This is a genomic window from Paenibacillus sp. FSL R5-0701 (assembly GCF_037973995.1).
Taxonomy (GTDB): Bacteria; Bacillota; Bacilli; order Paenibacillales; family Paenibacillaceae; genus Paenibacillus.
This window is the reverse complement of sequence record NZ_CP150230.1, coordinates 2349321-2363725: the sequence shown is the minus strand read 5'-3', so window position 1 is coordinate 2363725 and position 14405 is coordinate 2349321. Positions and strand designations below refer to the sequence as shown.

Sequence of the window (14405 nt, the reverse complement as noted above, 5' to 3'; positions counted from 1 at the left end):
TTCCTGCTTTTTAGATGAAAACGACAAAAAAACAGGACGTCCGACTCAGCTCATTGCCAAATCCAACATCCTGTACTGATGATAATCCATATATTTCTTAAAGTAATAAAATCCTCTGTGCTACTCTTCGTCTGTATCTTCCTCTTTTTCGAGCACACAACGGAATCGCTCCACACCTGGGTATAATTCACCCAGACTATATACCACAAACCCCGTATTCCGATAAAACTCGACGGCTTCCAGCTCGGTCTCAGCAATCAGTCTATCGGGATTGTATGTTGCCAGCAGTTGTGAGATCATACCACGTCCATAATTTTTGAAGCGGTTTTCAGGCAAAACCGAGATATGATGAATGGTAACCTCACTTGTTCCTGTCTTCTCATATCCAATCAGACCGATCAATTGTCCCTCATCTTCGTAACCGCCCATTTGCAATTCGTCTTTCTCTACATATTGTTGCAACGCACGGTTCAAGTGATCCGGATCAGGAAAGACCGAGTAGGACAACAGCTCCTGTACTTCCGGCTCCTGTATGCGTGATTTCAGATTAATTAACACCTTGATTCCTCCTATACCTTGCTTGTTTCCGTTATCGTATTGTAGTCGTTAGCCTCTAAAAGTTCAAGTCGTGTGCCGATTCAGCTCCGATTGAAGCACAGTTGAGATGTTATCCGATACGTTGATCTGCGCCAAATAATAGGCATCCAGCAGTGCGCCCCCAACTGCCGGCAGGTTACTGGTTATGTATTGAATTCTTTTTCCTTCGCGCATATAGGCAGCATCCAGCCCTTTCTGAACAGCCTCCACCATATATGGTGAACGCAGACAGCTTCCGGTAAGCGTCATGGACACTGTGGGCTGATCGAAACAGGATGCCAGCATGAGGATACCGACAACAGCCGTGTCAGCAGCCGAGTCGCATACCCTAACTGCGAGGGGAATATTGCGAGTAGCAGCTTCAGTCACCATAGACGCCATCTGACCAAATTTCCGGTTGGTCGCCTGTTTATTTTCGGCAAAACCGGCTATCCCCAGCGCAGCGAGCTCGCGGACTGAGGTAACATTCCAATATGCTAACACCTGCTCAATCCAGGCTTGGTCCTGTAATTCATAACGTCCCGCGAGAATGGAATGCACTGTGTCGTAAGCCAGAAAACGTGCTGCTGTCGGCGCATAATGACCGAACTGATCATTGCGGAGCCAAGCTCCCTGTTCGGTTCTGCCAAGGATCAGAGATCCTGTTCCTCCAATAGCGACAATACCTGGCTCACCGTCGAAGGCCGCTGTATGTGCGATGTGCGTATCGTTTACCGCACTGATTTTGCCTGTAATCCCCGTACGAGCGAGTAATGCCTCCGCCCAAACTGTATCTTCAGGTCGATTCAGACCCGCCATTCCGGCCTGAATGGCAGCGATCTGATCTGATTGGAGTCCAGCCTGAGTTATGGCTTCAGCGATACCCTCCAGCACATTTTGCTCAGCATTGGTATCGTGATAACGGTTGCAACCATTCTTTTGCACATAGGATACAATCTTCCCGTTCTGATCTGCGACAGCCACACGCGTGTGGCTCCCTCCTCCATCCATCCCTATTACATATGTATTCATCCTTAACGATCTCCCTTCAAACCACACATTAAGAGTGCCGGGTCCTTTGTCAGGTCCCGGCAGAGAATTTATTGCTTTTGTACAGCAAAACGAAGCAGTTCACAACGAAATTGTGTCGGTTCATCATACTTTTCCTCTTCAATCGTCTGTGTAACATGTTCCTGAAGCAGAATATTCCAGCCTTTGTAGACATCCTCCAGCAATGCGATCGCTTCAACTGTCGACAAGTTCAGTTCAATTAATGGTTCAATCTCCTTGCCTGTATTGATTTCTTTTTCCTCCACATTGGTACTCATGGTAATACAATGAATACCACCTGTGCGAGTTCCGGCCTGTAACCCGTCTATCGCTTCCATGAAGGCTTGCTTATTGGAGACATGCTCAAGACAAGAACAAGCAGCGATATAATCAAAATAGTTTGGTTCCACAGCATAATGTTCAACATCTGCTTTCACTGCCTGCACGATATGATCAACCTGATATTCTTTCGCATACTTGCGAAGTCCGTCTACTGCCTCATCCAGCAAATCCACACCGATGATTTCACTCTTCGTTTTTGCAAGGCGCTGTGCAATCGGTATCGTATGCCTTCCCACTCCGCATCCCAGATCGAGGACACGCAATTCCTCCTTGTGAGCAAGTAGACGTTCCAGCATATCCATCACCATAGGCATGGGCCTCGACATCCAGGTACCGGAGGCGAATAATTCATTATTCTGATAGAAATTGGAATGATAACCTGCCTCTGCTTTTCGCGCAGTCTCAAATTGTTCGTTTCCCATCAAGATACCCCCATCGTTTAGAAAATGATTTGCATCTTCTACTTAATACCCAGATTGTCACAAAAAAATCAATTAAAAGCAGGTGACAGATTTTTCTTCATAAAGGATTCCAGTGCCACCTCATATCCGGTGCGATCGACTTGAAACGCTGTGCCATGCCCCGCACGGGGGACGGTCAGCAATTCCTTTTCGGTTGGGCAAGCTTCATACAACCTGTACACCATTTCCGTTGGTACAAACGTATCCGCCTCACCGTGGATGAATAACACGGGAACGTTAACTTTGGCAAGCTGCTTGAGAGCCGAAGCCTCTCTAAAGGAATACCCTGCCTTCCATCGGGAGATTAGACTTGTGACAGGTATAAACGGAAATGCAGGAAGTTTGTATAATTGCTTTAACTGGAACGTCAGTTCTTCTTCCACGGATGTATACGCACAATCAGAGACAATCGCTTTAACCTGAGTCGGCAGGGCTTCAACACCTGTCATCAGTACGGTTGCTCCTCCCATGGATATGCCGTGCAATAGGATTTCCCCTTGTGTACCCACTTTTTCAAGCACCCAGTTGGTCCACTGGGCATAATCCTTCCGATCTAACCAACCAAAACCGATGACATCACCTTCACTCTGTCCATGACCTCGATCATCTGGCATGAGGACGTTATAACCGTGCTTTTCCGCATAAAACCGGGCAAATCCAGCCATTTCTCTGCCTCTACCCGAATAACCATGTGCCAGAATAACCGTCTGATCCGACCCTTTATTGGAACCGAGCCATGTACCATACAGTTTTAATCCATCATGTGATTGAAGAGATATCTCTTCTGTAGGCTGAGCATCCAGCCACTTCAGGTCAGAAGCACTGCTAATGATTTCATTGTCCGGTTCAGGCATCAGATTCGGATTATCCACCAAAAATGTTTTTGGCGTACGGCGAATGGCGGTTTTAAAAAAATAAAGCCCACCTGTCCACAGAAGAGCTAGAATGATCAGTACCAGTGCTGCAAGTACGTAGAATAACATGAACGAGTCCTACCCTCTTCCCTCATTAAGATATGTTCAATCTTTACTTATTTGTTGCAGTGATGCACATGCTGCTTGATAGGCAGGTAACAAAGCATCCAGCAAAGGTTCTGCTTTCCGTGATTGACCTTCCTTCGCGAACTGCTCTATCCGGGCAAACAAAGTTGATAGATAACGAATCCCCAGACTCAGACTCCCTGATTTCAGATCATGGGCTACCTCGGTTGCAGCAACATGGTCGCCCGAAACAATATGTCTACGCAGCACCTCAATCTTGCCGGGTGTTTCGGTACGATACATGTCCAACAATATACCGAGGAGTGTACGATCGCCATCGGTGTTTAATTCCGCAATCTCATGTACGATGCTCATATTTAGTACCTCGGTTGGTTCGGAGGATTGCTGCCACTTCTGGATCATCTTACTCAGAATTTCCAGCGTGAAGGGTTTGCCAATAAAGTCATTCATCCCGACTTCCATACACTTGTCTTTCTCTTCCTGCATCACATTACCTGTCATTGCAATAATGGGTGTGGTATGGCGCATTTCATCCATTTCTATAGAGCGAATTTTGCGTGTTGCCTCCAAACCGTCCATTAATGGCATCATATAGTCCATGAGAATCAAACTGTATTTTTTGCTGAGAAAAGCAGCTATTGCCTCTTCCCCATTCACTACAGCGTCCACTTGGGTTATTCCCAGTTTCTTGAGCTGCAACATAACAAGCTGCCGGTTGATGACATTATCATCGGCCAGCAATACAGATACAGAAGGAGCTTCATCATCCATATTCTGCCCCTGATGCTCTTGAGTGGAAGCAACGGACGGGTTAGTGGACTGGTTACCGTCTTTCTTACCAAGTGTAAGTTCGAACCAAAATGTTGATCCTTCACCCTCCTGACTGTCTACTCCAATCTGACCTTCCATCAGTGTAACGAGCGACCTGCAGATCGATAATCCAAGGCCCGTTCCTCCATATTCACTTGAGCGTCCTCGTTCAGTCTGCATGTAGGGTTGAAATAACTGGTTCTGATCTTCTTCCGAGATACCAATCCCCGTATCTTCGACTTCAAAGCGAATCATTTGTGTAATCTCATCATCTTTCATAAGGGTGACTCTTATCCGCACCGTACCTTCTGATGTGAATTTGTTCGCATTCTGAATTAGATTGATCAGTATCTGTGTGATTCTCGTTGAATCCCCTACAAGAAGAGTAGAGATTCTGGGGTCACAGTCTATCGATAACTGATTTCCGTTCTTTCTGACTTGGGGTTCGAGCAAACGAATAATATAGTTTATCGTCTCTTGCAGATCCACTTCTCCCAGTTCAAGTCGCATCTGACCCGCCTCAAGTTTGGACAGATCCAGAAGATCCTGAATTAGCTTAAGCAGCAGTTTGGCAGCATCCTGTATAACGGAAACGGAATTCTCCTGTTCTTCAGACAAGGGGGACAACTTAAGCATCTCAGCCATCCCCAATATTCCATTTAGTGGCGTGCGAAAATCATGACTGATGCCTGCAATAAATGCGTTTTTTGAATCACCCGCATCTACTGCTTGCTGACGTGCAGCTTCAAGACTTTTATTGTTCTTCGCAAGCAGACGCTGGAGTGTCACCAGTTCATTATTCATATCCGAGAACTCCGAGAGTGTCCGTTCCTCTTGCTCTTTACTCCGGATCATCTGATCCGATAACTGCTCAATCGTTCTGCGTAGCCTCTGTATCTCTCCGCTCTCATTAGACATCACATCATCCCTCTCCTAATCCCTAACCATATCAAGATGATTACATGCAGCTGGCTGAGCCAGTAATTGTTCTGCAACCGCTACCGCTTCATCGGCTTCTGGAGCATAACCGTCAGCTCCTATCGTTTTCCACAACTCCTGATCAATATTGAAGGGATATCCCCCAACCATAATCTTCACATGTGCCGTTGCCGGATGATGACGGATCAGATGAATCAACTCTTTGGCCAGATGAAGGTGATACGTCATCGTAACTGAAATCGCAACAACATTGCCCTGATGCCGCTCTATAGCCTCTATTACACTTCCATTGGGGACATTGGCTCCCAGATAGTGCGTATCCCAACCTTCCATCTCGAACACATCTGTGAGCATACGCAGCCCGATCTCATGTTGTTCACTGCCTACACAGGTAGCCATTAGTTTTTTATCCTGACCTGTATGAATCAACCAGCGAGAATAAAGACGTGATATGAATGACTGGGTCGCTGCCGTACAAAAGTGTTCTTGCCCCACACTGATACGATGGCATTGCCACAATCGTCCAATTTCATATTGGGTGGGCTGAAAGATATATCGATAAATATCACGAATCGTCACCCCAGCTTCTAACTGGGCTTCAATGATCTCGAAGGCTTCTGTCCGTTTATTCTCCAGCAAACACTGTAAGTACGATTGCGCGGCATCTCCATATGGCATGGATTCGTTGATGTAACCCGCCTGTGACTCCGTGTGTGTTGCTCTATATATTCCCATCTCCAGATACTCGAGCAGAAGTGCCTTTGACGGATGGTCAAATTCTTCTTCCAATGTCTCTTTGATCAGATTGAGATTAATAATAAGGTCTTCTGGTGATACCTTATAACCCTCAAGTAGAACTTTCAGCCAGGCAATATAATGAGTAAACAGACCTGGACTCTGTACGAGCGCACTTTCTGCCAAATAGTTCAAGCTATACTCCGAATCCTGTTTGGTTCGCATTTTTCCATTCTCGCCAAATCGCTCAAGTAAATCAGGCTGTCTGAGATACTGTTTCTCCGTTATTTTATCAGCTAAGTTTGCAGATTCTTGGAGCAATCGTTCTCCTGCTTCTTGATGACTCATAGATGCCCCTCTCCTCATACCCGCATCACACTCAATCTTCATTTGTGGCTAATCCAGAATGAGATCAATGTTAGCTAACTTGCAATCGGGATAGGTTCTTCTACTTATTCCAATCCATCCATTCCGCTCCTAATTGTTCTGTTCCATTATACATAAACTTTCGATAATCATGTTTTACACACGATGAAGGTATAGAACAATCTTCCTATATTAAGGAGGGCCTTGCAAGTCAGTCAGCCAGTATATGCCTGTACTTTTCGAGTTCCACAAAAAAACTGACCTGCGTTATGAACGCAAGTCAGTTTTCCCTTCTGCAGCCAGTCCCAGCTTCTTCAACATCTTAATCGCATCCACTTTCTCAGAAGGATCAAGTCCTTCCAAAGCATCAATGATAACCTGATGATGTTGAGGAAATATCTGTGTAAACAATTCTCTTCCTTCCTCGGTTAACTCAGCGTAAATGACACGCCGATCTTCCTTGGATGGTCGACGAAACAGCAGATTTTTATTTTGCAACTTATCTACAACATACGTAATATTACCACTGGACATTAAGACCTTTTCACCAATCTTTTGCAATGCCTGCGGTCCCTTATGATATAACAAATCAAGCACACCAAATTCTGTCGTATTCAGTCCGTGACTCTGAATGTCCCGATTGGAACGTGAGGTCACAGAATTGTAGGCCCGAACAAGAACCACGAATAATTGTAAAGACAGTTCCCGGTTGTCCTCCGTGTTCAGCATTTCAATAATCCTCCATCAGTTGTTTACATTTCGGCTCGTATGGGGGGCCAGCCTCTGCTCCCACTCCTCACGGAGCATCCCCATACGAATTGAATCATAGTACTGCCCGCGAACGATACGACACTTCCGCATTCGCCCCTCCACCTGTAGTCCGGCTTTCACAGCCGCACGCATCATTCGTTCATTACCAGACCAAGTAGTCAATCCAACCCGAACCAAAGGCAGCTGTTCAAACAAATGACTTGACCACATGACAAGTGAACGTGTGCCAACCCCACGTCCCCACTGAACAGATCTGTATATTACAATCCCCATTTCCAGCCACATGGATAACTCATCTTCTATGTAATAGCTGACTGTACCCACAATTTGTCTGTCGGATTCAATAATACGGATTGATACGGGTTTGGAATCGCCTGGATCTACGTCCATACGTTTGAGCATACCTTGTTCAAAACTTTCATAACTTTCGTGTTTAAGTGGGTAATAGGGTGCATCCCATTGCTTCCATTCAGGTACGTCATCACTGTAGATCAATTCATAGAGTTCTTTCAGATCCTCTTTCTCCACACACCTGAGTACAAGTTCACCATCAACGATTGGCAGTTCTTTCATACGATGAAAAGCACCCTCTTCCATATTAAGAACGATGAAGCTCTTCGATACTTCCGTCCGCATTGGCAAGAATGACTGTACTAGCCATATCCACAAATAGTCCGTTATCAACAACACCTGGTAACATGTTCAATTGAACATTAAGATCGGCAGCGTGATCAATCGCCTCCAAGTGGCAATCTGCTATCAGGTTTCCATTGTCTGTCAGATAACGTTGCTGTCCATCCATCCGCCACTGTGGTTGACACCCCAATTTTTCGAGCGCCTGGAAGGTCCACTCAGAAGCAAATGGAACCACCTCAACTGGAAGCGGGAATTTCCCCAACTTTTGCACGGCTTTGCTGCCATCCGCCACAATAATCAATTTGTCACTATTGGCTGCCACGATTTTCTCACGCAAAAGAGCCCCGCCCCCCCCTTTAATCAGGTTAAATTCGGGATCTACCTCATCAGCGCCATCAATGGTCAGATCCAGACGTCCAATCTGGTCAAATGGGACGATGGGAATCCCCCATTCACGGGCAAGTTTGTCCGAAGCCTCTGAAGTGGCAACCGCTTGAATGTTCAATCCATCGCGTACCCGCTCACCGATTCGGCAGATGGCATAATAAGCTGTTGAACCTGTACCCAATCCAACCTTCATTCCATCCTCAACATATTCTGCCGCACGCTCTGCTGCTATCTGTTTAAGATTCATCTATAAACCCCCGCTGCTCATAATTTGAGAAATGCATATGTAGTTATTATAGATAAAACCGCTTCCGATGTATATCCGTGCCTTCTGTTGCATCTTTGCCAACATATTTTTGTTTGGTTGAAGGATGTATTTTTACCCACCATGTTATAGAATACAGAATGAAGCTAAAAAATGGGAAATTTTAAAATAAACAGTTCTAAATACCTATAAACCATCTGATATGTCCATAAATACGTAAAATATTAAAAAAATTTTAACGATACTATTCAATTTAACGACATTTTATACGACATATTAATTATAGATGTGTTTTAATAATTAGACACCTATGGTTCATACGGTACATAAGTCTCTACGAAAGCGACTGATAAACCAAGACCATGGTCGCATAAAATTCCTTTGGAGGGGATCACGGAATGATCTAGTTCACTGTACCAATGCAAACCTAAAGTTTCTTAATTTAAAGAAGATCAGGAGTGGAATTTAGTGAAATCATTAAGTTGGAAAAGCATGTCGTTTTTCTCCAAAAATTTGTTACTCTCATTTACTAATATCGTTATCATCGGGGTAGCACTTATCGCAAGCAGTTACTATTTTCAAAAAACAGTTCTTGTTGATCAACTGCATGGACAGGTGGAGCAAATTACCAAGAAGTGGGCTGAAGATATCAATCCTGCCGAGGTACAAGCTGCTATTATGGAAGGTAGCTATGATGGAGCAACACAAACGAAATTACGAGCGTATTTCGATGAAATGCAAGAATATTATCCTAACATTGCACAAGCCTACATCTTCGGTGTTGAGCTCGGTGGCGATAACAAGAGATTAACTTCCCTTGTAGCGATGCCGACCAACCTAAGAGAGGCTTTTCAAAGTGAGAACGTAAATATTGGTGACATGTATGAGCAGCCAGTCGTTGTAGCCAATGCACTGAAAGAAATGCTTAATACGGATCGCCCAACATTCACAACATTTTATTCTGATGATTTCGGTACATGGACAACCATTGCATATCCTATCAAAGACAGCAACGGTAAGATTTTCTCATATTTTGCCGTTGATGCAGATGCATCAGCCGTACCCGCGGGACTGAACTCCTTGCTCAAAAACGGAATTATCATCCTTGTGGCCTTCTTGCTGTTATTCCTGATTATCCAATACCTTGTAGTTAAAAACACACTTTCCCCTATCCGTCACTTGATCAAAGGAATTGATGACGTCAGTCGGGGTAATTTGAATGTCAACATTCCGACAGGCAAAGACGATCTGGGACTCGTTAACGAGAAGTTCAACACCATGGTTCGCAAAATCAACGATACGATCGTAAAAGTGCAAATCACATCTCAAGAAGTAAATCAGTCTGCCAAAGAGCTATATGAAGTTTCCGAGCGCAACAGTGAGAATGCAGATTCTATTAATAATAATGTGACTCAAATTACTTCCAACATTCGTTCACAGGAACAGGCAACCCGGGATAGTGCACGTGCCATGTCCGAGATGGCTACCGTAATCCAGACGATTGCCAGCAGCTCGGCAAGTGTAGCGGATGAAGCCTATGAGATGGAACGTCGTTCGCAACAAGGTAACAGCGTTGTCCGTCAGGTATCTGAACAGATGAATCTGATTACGGAATCGGTTAAGAATACCGCTTCTGCCATTGAGGTTCTGGAGAGTCGTTCACAGGAAATCGGCGATATTCTCAATATTATCTCGGGAATCTCCAGCCAGACCAACTTGCTTGCTCTTAATGCATCCATTGAAGCAGCTCGTGTTGGTGAAGAAGGAAGAGGATTTGCAGTTGTTGCAGGTGAAGTACGCAAACTTGCCGAGCAGTCTGAACAAGCAACCAGCCAGGTTGGCGTGTTGATCCAAGAGATTCAAGCTGGAATTAAACAAGCTGTACGTGCTATGGAACAAGGTACTTCAGAAGTAGATACAGGGCTCAGCGTAGCCGATCAAACAGGACAACTGTTCGAAGATATTTTAGAAGCAGCGAAAAAGGTATCTAATCAGATTCAGGAAGTATCAAGCGCGACGGAAGAAATCTCTGCGGGTACGGAGGAAATGACCGCTACAGCAGACGACTTGTCTTCAAGCGTAAGTAAGACAGCAAACAGCAGTGAACAGATTTCCTCATCTGTTGATGAGCAAAAAGCATCTTTGATTACACTGGTAGACTCCTCCACACGTCTTAACAGCATGTCTGAGGAACTCCAAGAATTGATCTCTCATTTCAATGTAAGCAAACAATAATTCAAATCCAAAAACATTCGGTTTGAACCAAGGAGGAATAACTGAAGTGATTGAAAACCAAGCATCTTCTTCCCATTCCACGGAATCTAGCTTGCCAGTTCTGCAGATTCCACTGGATTTTGGGCGACGTCAACAATCATTCTCTTATCAGTCTGCTCAAATCACATTACATGCTTCTCTGAGCCGTGAACTTAAACAGAAGTATGGAGAACAGATGGTGTACCCGGTACTCCTCTCAGCTTATGCAGCCTTGTTATTCCGATTGTCAGCTGAACAGGAACTTGCCATAGGTATACTTTCCCCAGATCAGGCAGCTTCCTATCTTTCATTACAGATTCAGGGAAAATTGACCTTCAGCCAACTATGTCATGAGGTGTCAGAGCAGCTCAAGATTGAATACACGTTGCAAAACGGTGGATACCCTGAAACGTTTTTTATGCTGAATAGTGTGCAGTTGCCTCAAGCTCCTCAAATATTAAACTGGAACGTTCGAGATGATCAGAACATGCTCATTCTCGATCTGTTCTATGATAGTTCACTGTTGAAAGAGTCTACCGTGCTGAGATATGCAGAATATTATCAGACTCTTCTACTCGCCCTAGTGCGTGACGGTGAAAAAGCAATCGGTACGGTAGATATTCTTTCCGCCTCAGATCGATTGCTTTACCGTGAAATGAACGATACTTTTGTTCTCGAACCAGAGAACCAAACGGTTCATGGCTGGTTCGAAGCAACGGCAGCGGCATATCCGGATTCACCGGCGATAACATCGCCATCCAAAAGTTATACGTACAGGGAATTGAATGAACGAGCTAATCAGGTTGCACGTGTTCTGTTATCCAATGGATTGCAGAAAGGTGAATTCGTCAGTATCTTTATGGATCGAAGTCTGGAGACCATCATCTCTCTGCTTGGTATTCTGAAAGCAGGTGGTGCATATGTTCCGATCGACCCTGAGCATCCACAAGAACGTAACAGTTATATCGTGGAAGATACGGCGTCCTCATTCGTGCTGACAACGGAGGCTTCTTATGCCCAAGCTTCCAGCTTGTTCTCCAGTATAGCTACGGTCCGTCAGATTCTCGCTGTGGATGGTCGTTTAGCCGGATTTGCAGCAAGTAATCCCAATCTGGATATTCAGCCAGATGATCTTGCGTATATTATCTATACGTCAGGGTCGACCGGTAAACCCAAAGGTGCACTGATTGCCCACCGGGGTGTAACCAATCTTGGCAGTGTGGTTCAGCGTGATTGTGACATTCAACCAGGTGATGTATTAACCCAGTTTGCCACATACAGCTTTGATGCATCCGTGTGGGATACCATTGGCGCCTTGTTCTATGGAGCAGAATTATATCTATTGTCTGCGGAAGAACGTGTATCCGTTGAAGAGTTCGCAAGTGCAATTGAACGGACAGGAACAACCATCATTACGATACTGCCTACGATTTTCTTCAATCAGCTTGCTTCCTACTTATCCGATGAAGGTTTCCACAAGCTGGCCAAAGTCAGAATCATTACTGTAGCCGGAGAAGCGTTATATGGTGAACAAGTTCGTGCCTTCCAGCGTAAATTTGGAAACCAGATTGATATTGTTAATGTGTACGGACCTACCGAATGTACAGTAGCCACAACTACTCACCGCATCAGTGAGCAGGTTCCCGAACATGTGGTGAACATCCCTATCGGTAAACCGATTCATAACTATAAAGTATACATTGTAAATGAAGAACAACAGCTCTGTCCCGCAGGTGTACCTGGTGAGGTATATATTTCTACCCCTGCACTGGCCAAAGGTTATCTGAATCAACCAGAACGTACAGAGCAAGCATTCATTGAGAACCCGTTTGCCATAGGTGAGAAAATCTACAAATCTGGCGATATTGCCAAATTGCTGGATTCCGGGTTGCTTGAATATGTTGGTCGCAGTGACTCACAGCTAAAAATTCGTGGTCACCGGATTGAGATTGGGGAGATTGAAGATCACTTTGCACGGCTTGATCAGATCCAGAACGTTGCCGTCATTCCGAAGAAAGAATCCGACGGACAAAATATGCTGGTTGGTTACTTTACATCGAAAGATGGCAGTACGCTCTCTGTTTCGGACATCAAGGCAGAACTGACGGAGAAACTTCCTTCTTATTTTGTACCGAAGTGGATCTGTCAGCTGGATGAAATGCCGATTGCACCGACTGGAAAAATCAATCGCAAAGCGATGGTATCCCTGCCTCATGTGGAACGACATGAAGATCGTCCTGACCGAGTCATGCCTGAGACGGAGACGGAATCCATTATCCTGGACGCATGGAAAGAAATCCTTCAGCATGATGACTTCGGTGTCGAAGACAGCTTCTTCAATATTGGTGGGGATTCACTCCGGGTCATTCATGTACTGGTCATTTTGAAGCCACATTATCCGCAACTGAAAATTGCCGATTTCTTTGCCGAGAAAACAGTCCGCGCTCTCGCTCGTCGTGTGGAAGTATTGTCTCTCAGTGCAGCAGAAGTTACGGATTCAGTGGTGACCGATGGTATGATTACACAATTATCCGAACACCCTGTGGAGCTAACATCCCAGTTGGGGTATCCGCTCATTCGTGAACCTGAGCATGTGTTACTGACCGGAGCAACTGGTTATCTGGGCTCTCATGTGCTGCAACAGTTAATTCTGAATTCCAGTACACGAATCTACACCCTTGTTCGTCGACCATCCAATGGAATAACTGCAATGGAACGTTTGACTAACGTACTGGAAGGTTATTTCGGCAAACAACTGACTGACCAGCTCTCCACTCGTGTGGAGATTATTGAAGGGGATCTCGAACAACCTAATCTCGGTCTATCCGCTGAACAAACGGCATATGTACAAGATCGAATTGACCGTGTTATCCACTGCGCTGCAGACGTACGTCATTTCGGAGATGCCGATCAGTTCGCCAAAACAAACGTGGAAGGAACGGTCGCATTGTTAGACTTGATTCGCAGCAAACCAGGTGCCTCCTTCCACCATGTATCCACGATGGGTATTCCGGAAGATCTGGCACTCAGCGGACAATGGGAATCTTCCCTGCAATATGATCGGTTCCCCGCTGACTTGCATGTGGACAACCAGTATTCGGACAGCAAGCTTGAAGCCGAGAAAGTGCTCATGATTGCCGCTGAGCAAGGAGTACCTGTCAGCATCTATCGTGCAGGTAACCTCACTTGCCACTCTGAGACTGGACGCTTCCAGTCCAATATTGACAGCAACGCCTTCTATCGTATGATCAAAGCGATGTTATTGCTCGGCAAGGCTCCTGCGGCAGACTGGATGGTTGATTTCACACCGATTAACTATGCAAGTGAAGCGATCGTTCATCTGGCCTTACGTCAGGATACCGCCGGTCGTGTATTCCACATCTGTAATCCGGAGCCTATCCGCTATGATGAGCTGATCCGTTCTGTGAATCGGGCTGGTTACGAAGTCGAGACGCTACCATTCGCGGATTACACACGCTGGTTGTTCGATGCAAGCATCAGCAAGGAGCCGGAAGCTCTTCAGTTGGCTATTGCACAGCTTGAAGGCGACGGTGCGAAGGATTCAGCATATGTCTATGCTTGCCCTGTCACAACGGCTTATGTGGAGCCTGCCGGAATCTCATGTGCGAGAACAGATGATCGCTTCATCTCCGCCATGTTGGACTACGCCGTTCAGATTGGATATTTCCCGTCTGCAATCCGCCACCATAACGGCACTTCTACAGCAATGGAGTAAGTTCACACTATCACGAAGAGAAGCCATCTATCGTCATTCACTGACGATAAGATGGCTTCTTTACTTCGCATTTTTGG

The 14405-nt window shown here is 45.4% G+C and carries 11 protein-coding genes; 2 read left to right on the top strand and 9 right to left on the bottom strand.

Annotated elements, in window-relative coordinates; all coding sequences use genetic code 11:
• Positions 1 to 120: 120 nt before the first annotated feature.
• The 9 genes from MKZ13_RS10995 to rpiA form a co-directional block, all read right to left on the bottom strand.
• A complete protein-coding gene (locus MKZ13_RS10995; protein WP_036609514.1) occupies positions 121 to 558 on the bottom strand; it encodes a GNAT family N-acetyltransferase in 438 nt (145 codons plus the stop codon).
• A 63-nt stretch (positions 559 to 621) separates the two neighbouring features.
• Positions 622 to 1608 (bottom strand): BadF/BadG/BcrA/BcrD ATPase family protein, encoded by a 987-nt coding sequence (locus MKZ13_RS10990; protein WP_339183963.1) that lies wholly within the window; start codon positions 1606 to 1608, stop codon positions 622 to 624.
• 68 nt (positions 1609 to 1676) lie between these two features.
• On the bottom strand, positions 1677 to 2390 hold the full coding sequence (locus MKZ13_RS10985) for a methyltransferase domain-containing protein (protein WP_339183961.1): 714 nt from the start codon (positions 2388 to 2390) through the stop codon (positions 1677 to 1679).
• Between the two features lie 68 nt (positions 2391 to 2458).
• Positions 2459 to 3412 (bottom strand): alpha/beta hydrolase, encoded by a 954-nt coding sequence (locus MKZ13_RS10980; RefSeq protein ID WP_339183959.1) that lies wholly within the window; start codon positions 3410 to 3412, stop codon positions 2459 to 2461.
• A gap of 36 nt (positions 3413 to 3448) precedes the next feature.
• Entirely contained in the window at positions 3449 to 5158 is a 1710-nt protein-coding gene (locus MKZ13_RS10975) for an ATP-binding protein (protein WP_339185381.1), read from the bottom strand.
• A gap of 15 nt (positions 5159 to 5173) precedes the next feature.
• Positions 5174 to 6262: a cobalamin-dependent protein gene (locus MKZ13_RS10970; RefSeq protein WP_339183957.1), complete on the bottom strand. Its 1089-nt coding sequence runs from the start codon at positions 6260 to 6262 to the stop codon at positions 5174 to 5176.
• A 285-nt stretch (positions 6263 to 6547) separates the two neighbouring features.
• On the bottom strand, positions 6548 to 7009 hold the full coding sequence (locus tag MKZ13_RS10965) for a MarR family transcriptional regulator (protein ID WP_017689273.1): 462 nt from the start codon (positions 7007 to 7009) through the stop codon (positions 6548 to 6550).
• A 15-nt stretch (positions 7010 to 7024) separates the two neighbouring features.
• A complete protein-coding gene (locus MKZ13_RS10960; RefSeq protein WP_339183954.1) occupies positions 7025 to 7687 on the bottom strand; it encodes a GNAT family protein in 663 nt (220 codons plus the stop codon).
• Positions 7650 to 8321: a ribose-5-phosphate isomerase RpiA gene (gene rpiA / locus MKZ13_RS10955; protein WP_047842431.1), complete on the bottom strand. Its 672-nt coding sequence runs from the start codon at positions 8319 to 8321 to the stop codon at positions 7650 to 7652. The genes MKZ13_RS10960 and rpiA overlap by 38 nt, the downstream gene beginning before the upstream one ends.
• 510 nt (positions 8322 to 8831) lie before the next feature.
• Between rpiA and MKZ13_RS10950 the strand changes: the two genes are divergently transcribed.
• Together MKZ13_RS10950 and MKZ13_RS10945 are read left to right on the top strand one after the other, a co-directional pair.
• Positions 8832 to 10574: a methyl-accepting chemotaxis protein gene (locus tag MKZ13_RS10950; RefSeq protein ID WP_339185380.1), complete on the top strand. Its 1743-nt coding sequence runs from the start codon at positions 8832 to 8834 to the stop codon at positions 10572 to 10574.
• 46 nt (positions 10575 to 10620) lie between these two features.
• The gene (locus MKZ13_RS10945; protein WP_339183952.1) at positions 10621 to 14328 is read left to right on the top strand and encodes an amino acid adenylation domain-containing protein; all 3708 of its coding nucleotides are present in this window, start codon (positions 10621 to 10623) and stop codon (positions 14326 to 14328) included.
• Positions 14329 to 14405 lie beyond the last annotated feature (77 nt).

Coding starts and splice junctions, on each gene's coding strand:
- MKZ13_RS10990 (WP_339183963.1), bottom strand. CDS start 1,608: ATGAATACATATGTAATAGGGATGGATGGAGGAGGGAGCCACACGCGT.
- MKZ13_RS10985 (WP_339183961.1), bottom strand. CDS start 2,390: ATGGGAAACGAACAATTTGAGACTGCGCGAAAAGCAGAGGCAGGTTAT.
- MKZ13_RS10980 (WP_339183959.1), bottom strand. CDS start 3,412: ATGTTATTCTACGTACTTGCAGCACTGGTACTGATCATTCTAGCTCTT.
- MKZ13_RS10975 (WP_339185381.1), bottom strand. CDS start 5,158: ATGTCTAATGAGAGCGGAGAGATACAGAGGCTACGCAGAACGATTGAG.
- MKZ13_RS10970 (WP_339183957.1), bottom strand. CDS start 6,262: ATGAGTCATCAAGAAGCAGGAGAACGATTGCTCCAAGAATCTGCAAAC.
- MKZ13_RS10965 (WP_017689273.1), bottom strand. CDS start 7,009: ATGCTGAACACGGAGGACAACCGGGAACTGTCTTTACAATTATTCGTG.
- MKZ13_RS10960 (WP_339183954.1), bottom strand. CDS start 7,687: ATGCGGACGGAAGTATCGAAGAGCTTCATCGTTCTTAATATGGAAGAG.
- rpiA (WP_047842431.1), bottom strand. CDS start 8,321: ATGAATCTTAAACAGATAGCAGCAGAGCGTGCGGCAGAATATGTTGAG.
- MKZ13_RS10950 (WP_339185380.1), top strand. CDS start 8,832: ATGTCGTTTTTCTCCAAAAATTTGTTACTCTCATTTACTAATATCGTT.